Genomic DNA, 6,807 nt, shown 5'->3' on the forward strand with positions numbered 1-6,807 from the left:
TCTAAGAACACCGACATCGGTCATCTGTCGCCCGTCATCTGTCAATTAAAATGAAGTATCGCAGTTTAAACAAAAAAGCCCCAAACACCACATTCAAAGACGCAGTCGTTAGAGGTATCGCGCCTGATAAAGGGCTTTATTTTCCGGAAAGCATCACACCTTTATCTACCTCATTCTTTGAAAACATTGATGACTTTTCTTATGAAGAGATAGCTTTTGAAGCCATCAAGCAATTTGTAACTCCTGATATTCCTGAACCTGTTTTAAAAACGATTATAGCTGAGACCTTGTCTTTTGAGTTTCCTGTTGTGAAAGTAAATGACCAGATTTCAACTTTAGAATTATTTCACGGTCCAACCATGGCCTTCAAAGACGTTGGTGCACGGTTTATGGCGCGCTGTTTGGGTTATTTTAACCAGAATAACACTGAAGAAGTTACCGTTTTGGTCGCGACTTCAGGCGATACCGGTGGTGCGGTTGCAAACGGATTTTTAGGCGTTAAAGGCGTGAATGTCGTGATTCTGTATCCGAGTGGAAAAGTGAGTGATATTCAAGAAAAACAATTGACCACTTTAAAACAAAATATCACTGCCTTAGAAGTAGATGGTGTTTTTGATGATTGTCAGGACATGGTGAAACGTGCGTTTATGGATGAAGATTTGACGTCTAAAATGCAATTGACCTCAGCAAATTCGATCAATGTGGCGCGTTGGTTACCACAGATGTTTTATTTCTTTTTTGCTTATAAACAATTGCATAAAAGGCATAAAGATATTGTGTTTTCTGTACCAAGTGGGAATTTTGGGAATATTTGCGCCGGAATGATGGCACAGCAATTAGGCTTACCAATCCACCATTTTGTGGCCTCAAATAATGAAAATAATGTGGTAACTGAATATCTCACCACACAATTGTACCAACCAAAACCGTCCGTTCAAACCATCAGCAACGCTATGGATGTTGGTAACCCGAGTAATTTTATCCGAATTCAGGAAATTTACAAGAATGATTTTGAGTCCCTAAAATCGAACTTATCCTCCTACAGTTTTTCTGATGATGATACCCGTGAGGCTCTAAAAGAACTGTATACTGATTTCTCATATGTTGCCGATCCTCATGGCGCTGTAGGTTATTTAGGTTGTAAAGCCTATTTACAAACTGGCCAAGACGCGCATTGTGTGTTTTTGGAAACCGCACACCCAACCAAATTTTTAGACGTAGTAGAAGCTGCAATCAATAAGAAAATTGATTTGCCACCACAAATTGAAGCCGTAATGGATAAAGAAAAAGAATCCATTTCTATCACCACTTACGAAGATTTAAAAACGGTGCTTTTAAATACTATTGGATAAAAAAAAGAGGCAAACGCCTCTTTTTATTTTCTAATATCAATCTTATTATCCGGAAACATGTGCTAGTGCTTTGCCGATTAACATATCACCATTTAAAATTTCGAAAGATACTTTGTTGGCGGTATCATCATTAAGCACACGCACCAAGGTTTGGGCTACGTCTGCCCTACTGATTGCTCCTTGTTGCGATAATTTAGTCTGTAATTGAATATGATTTGTTGGTTTGTCATTGTTGAGACTTCCTGGTCTGACAATGGCATAGTTGAGTCCGCTACTTTTTAAGTGCTCGTCTGCATTATGCTTCGCCTTTAAATAATCTTTCAATTCATCAGCTTCTTCAGGCGCATCAGCACCCATGGAACTTAACATTACAAACTTCTTAATATTGGCGTTTTTTGAAGCATCTATCAAGCGTTTCGCACCGTCTTGATCTACTCCTATGACATTTTTACCACCAGATCCGGCAGCAAAAATAACCTTATCAATATCTTTAACAGCGTGGGAGACATCTTTTTCTAGATCACCTAAAACGGTTTCTATCCCATCTTTTTGAAATTGCTTCATCTGATCTTTTGATCTCACCATGGCCACAGGCTTAAAATACTGTGTCTCTGATAATAATTTTACAATTTGTTTTCCTGTGGTGCCATTTGCACCGGCTACTAATACATTTTCCATAACTATAATTTAATATATTTTTTCTTCTGAACAATTTTAATGGAGTCTTTAACTTAAGTTTATCAATTTGGAAAGAGAAATAAAGAATTTTTTGAAACCAACTATCCTCGAGGCAGAGCCATAGAGGTATTTCGCTGGTTTCATTATGACCTGAAAAAGATCAAAAACCAAAATTCTGTATTTAGATTCCCGTTTTCACGGGAATGACTCCCGATAATTATCGGGATCAACGGAAACCCCAAGGCAGAGCCTCGGGGAATTCTTTACGATTATAAACGTAGATGTCTTTTGATTTACAATTAGAAAAGCATCTCTATTTTGACAAATTTTAATCGGCATCATTCATTTTTAAAACAGATAATTTTCGATACTTTTGTGCTGCAAGTATGAAAACTATACTTTTTAACCAACTATTTTAAAACAACTTCTGCGCTTGCAGAAACCAAACATATATCTTATGAAAAGTACAGCATTAACATCTACTCACGAAGCTCTAGGAGCAAAATTAGTTCCCTATGCAGGTTTCAACATGCCTGTGCAATATGAGGGCGTGAGCGCAGAACATGAAACCGTAAGAAAGGGCGTGGGGGTATTTGATGTATCGCACATGGGTGAATTTTTAATTGAAGGTCCGCATGCCCTAGAATTAATTCAAAAAATGTGCAGTAACGATGCTTCTAAATTAACTATCGGCAAAGCACAATACAGCTATTTACCAAATGAAACTGGTGGTATTGTAGATGATTTGATCATTTATATGATAAAAGAAAACTCTTATTTATTGGTTGTTAATGCAGGAAATATTGAGAAAGATTGGAACTGGATCAGCTCCAAAAATGATGTAGGTGCCACTATGAGAGATCTTTCGCCGGAGTACTCTTTATTGGCCATTCAAGGACCAAAAGCGGTTGAAGCCATGCAAAGCTTAACGAGCCATAACCTTTCAGAAATTAAATTCTACAATTTTGTGGTGGGTGATTTTGCAGGCATTGAACACGTGATTATTTCTGCCACTGGGTATACCGGTAGTGGCGGATTTGAAATCTACTGCAAGAATTCAGAAGTGAAACAAATTTGGGATAAAGTGTTTGAAGCAGGCGCTCCTTACGGCATCAAACCTATCGGATTGGCCGCACGGGATACCTTGCGTTTAGAAATGGGATACTGCCTTTACGGCAATGATATTGATGAAAACACCTCTCCTATTGCCGCGGGTTTAGGCTGGGTGACAAAATTCACCAAAGAGTTTACCAATAGTGAGGCTTTAAAATCTGAAAAAGAACACGGTCCAGAAAATAAATTGGTAGGATTTGAGTTAGATGACCGAGGCATCCCACGTCACGGGTACGACATTGTGGATGGCAATGGGAAAACCATTGGTGTAGTAAGTTCTGGCACCATGTCTCCTTCATTACATAAAGGCATCGGTTTAGGATATGTTCCAGCAATCTTTTCAGAAGTTGGCAGTAAAATTAATATTCAAATTCGTAAAAATGCCGTTCCTGCAACTGTTGTAAAAACGCCATTTTATAAAGCATAATACATGATAGATTTCCAAAATGTCATCACTACCATACATCAAAGTTTAAAGGACGAGGTCAATAGAGGTTTAGTGGCTTCCTATATTCCTGAACTGGCTGATGTTGATGCTACAAATTTTGGAATTCATCTGAGACTTATTAACGGAGACACCTTTGCCACTGGCGATTGGGATAAGAAATTGTCCATTCAAAGTATTTCAAAAGTGCTAACACTGGCTATGGTATTGCCAATGTATCCTGCAAATTTGTGGCAACGTGTAGATGTGGAGCCTTCAGGAAATCCGTTTAACCATTTATCGCTTTTAGAATTGGAAAATGGCATTCCCAGAAATCCATTAATTAATGCCGGCGCACTAGTTATAGCTGACATTTTGGTATCGCTTCTTGAAAACCCAAAAGAAGATTTTTTAAATTATGTCCGTACTGTAGTTAATGATCCTACCATCAATTTTAATGAAACTGTTGCCAATTCTGAACGTTTGACTGGTTATAATAATTATGCTGCGGCCAATTTATTAAAGGCTTTCGGCAATTTAAAAAATGATGTAGATGATGTGTTGGATTTTTATTTCCATCAATGTGCCATCGAAATGACCTGTGAACAACTCACAAAGGCATTTTTTATGTTTGCGAATCACGGGGCTTGTTGTCAACAGAACAAACTTATTTCTGAAAGCCAGGCCAAACGTATCAATGCCATTATGCTCACTTGCGGATTTTATGATGAAGCTGGAGAATTTGCTTTTGAAGTTGGGTTGCCAGGAAAAAGTGGCGTAGGCGGTGGTATTGTAGCGCTTTTACCCAATCATTTTACAATTTCAGTATGGTCTCCAGGATTGAATGAGCAAGGCAATTCCTTGTTAGGAATGAAAGCTTTGGAGCAATTTACCTCTATGACCAAACTCTCTATTTTTTAAAGAAAGTGCCTCAAATTTATGATGACACCAGATAACAAACATCGCATCCTTATCTTAGGAGCCAGTGGCTTTATAGGTAATGCCTTGTACAAAGAACTGTGTTCTTATTTTAAAACCTTTGGCACCTATCATCTGGCAAACTCTGCATTTGATAATAACAAGCACTTTTTTCAATACCGCGTAGAAGAGGATGATATTTTTGAAATTTTAGAAGCAGTCAAACCCTCCATCATTATTTCGTGTTTACGTGGAGATTTCCATGCTCAGGTTATTGCCCATCAGCATATGGCGGAGTATGTGGTGGCTCACGATTGTAAAATTATTTTCTTATCCTCCGCAAATGTATTTGATGCGTATAGCAAATATCCAAGTTATGAAGACGACAAAACTTTGAGTGATAGCATTTATGGGCATTTCAAGATTAAGATTGAAAATATGTTTTTACGTTTGCCAAAAAAGAAAGTGGCCATTGTCAGACTCCCTATGATTTTTGGAACACATTCCCCTCGTCTCAAGGAAATCAAGCAACATATTGCAGAAAAAACGCCTATTGAGGTGTTTCCAAACTTGATCATGAATGTCACAACCGATTTTAAGTTGACGCAACAAATCCACTACATTATCAACCGAGATAAATATGGCGTGTTCCATTTGGGAAGTTCAGATTTAGTACACCATGACGATTTTATCACGGAAATGGTGGCTTTAATTACTTTAGAAAACGTTCTTTTCAAGCAAGTTTACACCACTAATGAAGACCGTTATTTGGCCGTGATGCCCAAATTGAATGCCTTGCCCAAGCATCTTCAAATCAGCAGCACAGAACTACTTGAAGAATTGGACAATTACATCAATTATAACTCTTAGTCTTAGAATTTGTCAATTATAATTTATAATTTTAAGCAACTTAAAAATCTAAATTATGTCTCCATTATCTGAAGAAACCATTGAGAAAAAATTATTGCATTTTCCTGATTGGGAATACTATGACGATGCACTACATGCAGAGTTTGAATTTGACAATTTTAAGGATTGCTTTAGTGCGATGAGCAGAATTGCTTTTGAGTGTGAAGCACAAAATCATCACCCAGATTGGAAGAATGTTTACAACATGCTTACCATTTCTTTGTCCACACATAGTGCGAAAGGCGTGACGGAAAAAGATTTTAAATTAGCCGAAGCCATTGAAGCCATTGTGGAAGTTCAAGATTAATATCCATTAAAAACCATAACATTTTGTATTTTAAACAGCCTTTCCTAAGGCTGTTTTTTGATTGATACGGATAATACAACAGACAATACGCTGTCAGTGTCAAAATAATAACGTCATGAACACAATTTTGACCGTACAAATACCAACTCATAACTGTATTTTTTTAAATTTGTTAAGAATTTGGTTTGTGGGAAGGCTAATTGCTGATTACCATACCTGTGGCCTGGACAAAACCGTCTGAGACCCAGGATTTTGAACTTTTAAACTTAGAACTTAAAATGGGAAGAGCTTTTGAATTTCGTAAAGCACGTAAGATGAAACGCTGGTCAGCAATGAGCAAGGCCTTTACGCGTATTGGTAAGGACATTGTAATGGCAGTAAAAGATGGGGGGCCAGATCCTGAATCCAATGCCAGATTGAGAGCTGTGATTCAAAATGCTAAGGCAGTTAATATGCCTAAGGATAATGTTGAACGTGCTATTAAGCGCGCCTCTGACAAGAGTTTGGGCGATTTTAAGGAAGTTCTTTTTGAAGGCTATGCACCTCATGGCATTGCCATATTGGTTGAAACCGCAACCGATAACAATACAAGGACAGTAGCGAACGTGCGCAGTTATTTCAATAAATGTGATGGTAGTTTGGGCACTTCAGGATCCGTGGTATTTATGTTTGATCATACTTGTAATTTCAGAATTGATGCAGAAGGTTTAGATCCGGAAGAATTGGAATTGGAATTTATTGATTTTGGCGCTGAGGAAGTTTTTAAAGATGATGACGGCATTTTAATTTATGGTCCTTTTGAAAGTTTTGGAGCCATTCAAGCAGAATTGGAAAACAGAAAGATTGAAATTTTATCATCAGGATTTGAACGCATTCCGCAAGTCACTAAAATATTGACCCCTACAGAAGCTGAAGATGTCGAGAAATTGTTAGAAAAATTAGAGGAAGATGATGATGTTCAGAACGTATACCATACAATGGAAGAAACTTCTGAAGAATAGACGCTTTCTCACTAATTATATAAAACTAAATCACTATGGACTGGAAGTCCATAGTTTTGAACAAAAGAATGAAATTCTTTTTTGAGAATAATTTGTCATTCCGAA

At 37.5% G+C, this 6,807-nt stretch carries 7 protein-coding genes; 6 read left to right on the plus strand and 1 reads right to left on the minus strand.

Annotated features, from left to right (window positions below):
• Positions 1–50 precede the first annotated feature (50 nt).
• Complete coding sequence (thrC, locus tag JEM65_RS06950) at positions 51–1,352, plus strand: threonine synthase (protein WP_199598227.1); 1,302 nt, start codon at positions 51–53, stop codon at positions 1,350–1,352.
• Positions 1,353–1,397: 45 nt separating this feature from the next.
• Here the strand turns inward: thrC and JEM65_RS06955 are convergent, their stop codons facing one another.
• Positions 1,398–2,030, minus strand: a complete 633-nt coding sequence (locus JEM65_RS06955; protein ID WP_199598228.1) for an SDR family oxidoreductase — start codon at positions 2,028–2,030, stop codon at positions 1,398–1,400.
• Between the two features lie 457 nt (positions 2,031–2,487).
• On the opposite strand from JEM65_RS06955, the gene gcvT reads away from it, so the two are divergent.
• From gcvT to JEM65_RS06980, 5 genes are all read left to right on the plus strand, one after another.
• Entirely contained in the window at positions 2,488–3,570 is a 1,083-nt protein-coding gene (gene gcvT / locus JEM65_RS06960) for a glycine cleavage system aminomethyltransferase GcvT (protein ID WP_199598229.1), read from the plus strand.
• 3 nt (positions 3,571–3,573) lie between these two features.
• Entirely contained in the window at positions 3,574–4,488 is a 915-nt protein-coding gene (locus JEM65_RS06965) for a glutaminase (RefSeq protein WP_199598230.1), read from the plus strand.
• A gap of 18 nt (positions 4,489–4,506) precedes the next feature.
• Complete coding sequence (locus JEM65_RS06970; protein ID WP_199598231.1) at positions 4,507–5,355, plus strand: sugar nucleotide-binding protein; 849 nt, start codon at positions 4,507–4,509, stop codon at positions 5,353–5,355.
• Positions 5,356–5,410: 55 nt separating this feature from the next.
• The gene (locus JEM65_RS06975; protein ID WP_199598232.1) at positions 5,411–5,701 is read left to right on the plus strand and encodes a 4a-hydroxytetrahydrobiopterin dehydratase; all 291 of its coding nucleotides are present in this window, start codon (positions 5,411–5,413) and stop codon (positions 5,699–5,701) included.
• 278 nt (positions 5,702–5,979) lie between these two features.
• A complete protein-coding gene (locus JEM65_RS06980) occupies positions 5,980–6,702 on the plus strand; it encodes a YebC/PmpR family DNA-binding transcriptional regulator (protein WP_199598233.1) in 723 nt (240 codons plus the stop codon).
• The last annotated feature ends 105 nt before the right edge of the window (positions 6,703–6,807 follow it).

Origin of the sequence: Gelidibacter salicanalis (assembly GCF_016469035.1) — a bacterium.
Taxonomy (GTDB): Bacteria; Bacteroidota; Bacteroidia; order Flavobacteriales; family Flavobacteriaceae; genus Gelidibacter; species Gelidibacter salicanalis_A.